The organism is Neisseria sp. P0009.S007 (assembly GCF_051962515.1).
On the sequence record NZ_JBQCVF010000676.1, the window covers coordinates 1 to 884 of the forward strand.

The 884-nt window shown below is 50.5% G+C and carries 1 protein-coding gene; it reads right to left on the reverse strand.

Annotated features, from left to right (window positions below; all coding sequences use genetic code 11):
* The coding region (locus ACTHS3_RS15605) for a pyridoxal phosphate-dependent aminotransferase (RefSeq protein ID WP_440368455.1) at positions 1 to 821 on the reverse strand (821 nt) is incomplete at its 3' end.
* Positions 822 to 884: the final 63 nt, after the last annotated feature.

Genomic DNA, 884 nt, shown 5'->3' on the forward strand with positions numbered 1-884 from the left:
ATAGACGAGAGCATGTCCAAGCCTTCGATATAGCCTTTTGCATGATGTTTCGGGCCGTTGAGTATCATCCAGCCTTGACGGAATCCGGCAACGCGGTAGGCTTTCGAGAGACCGTTGAATGTAACGGTCAGGAGGTCGGGGGCAAGTGCGGCGATATGGTGGTGTACGGCGTCGTCGTAGAGGATTTTGTCGTAAATTTCGTCGGCAAAAATAATCAGGCCGTGTTTACGCGCCAGTTCGGCGATTTCCAGCAGGATTTCTTTGCTGTACACCGCGCCGGTAGGGTTGTTGGGGTTGATGATGACTATGGCTTTGGTTTTCGGTGTAATTTTGGCTTCCATATCGGCCAGGTTGGGGAACCAGTTGTTTTCTTCGTCGCATAGATAATGGCGGACGGTACCGCCTGCCAGTGTTGCGGCGGCGGTCCACAAAGGATAGTCCGGTGCGGGAATCAGGATTTCATCGCCGTCGTTGAGCAATGCCTGCATGGACATGGTGATCAGCTCGGACACGCCGTTGCCGATGTAAACATCGTTGACGGTAACGTCGAGCAGTCCTTTGGTTTGGTAGTAGTGGACGATGGCTTTGCGTGCGGAGTAAAGGCCTTTGGAGTCGCAATAGCCTTGCGAAGTCGGCAGGTTGCGGATGACGTCAACCAAAATTTCGTCAGGCGCTTCAAAGCCAAACGGAGCCGGATTGCCGATATTGAGCTTGAGGATTTTGTTGCCTTCTTCTTCCAGTTGCAGGGCTTTTTTGTGAACTGGGCCGCGAATATCGTAGCAAACGTGATCCAGTTTGGATGATTTAGGGAATTTCTCCATGATGTGTGTTCCGTAAAATTGTTAACAATGGGATAAATGTACTCTTTTTGTGGGTAAATTAAA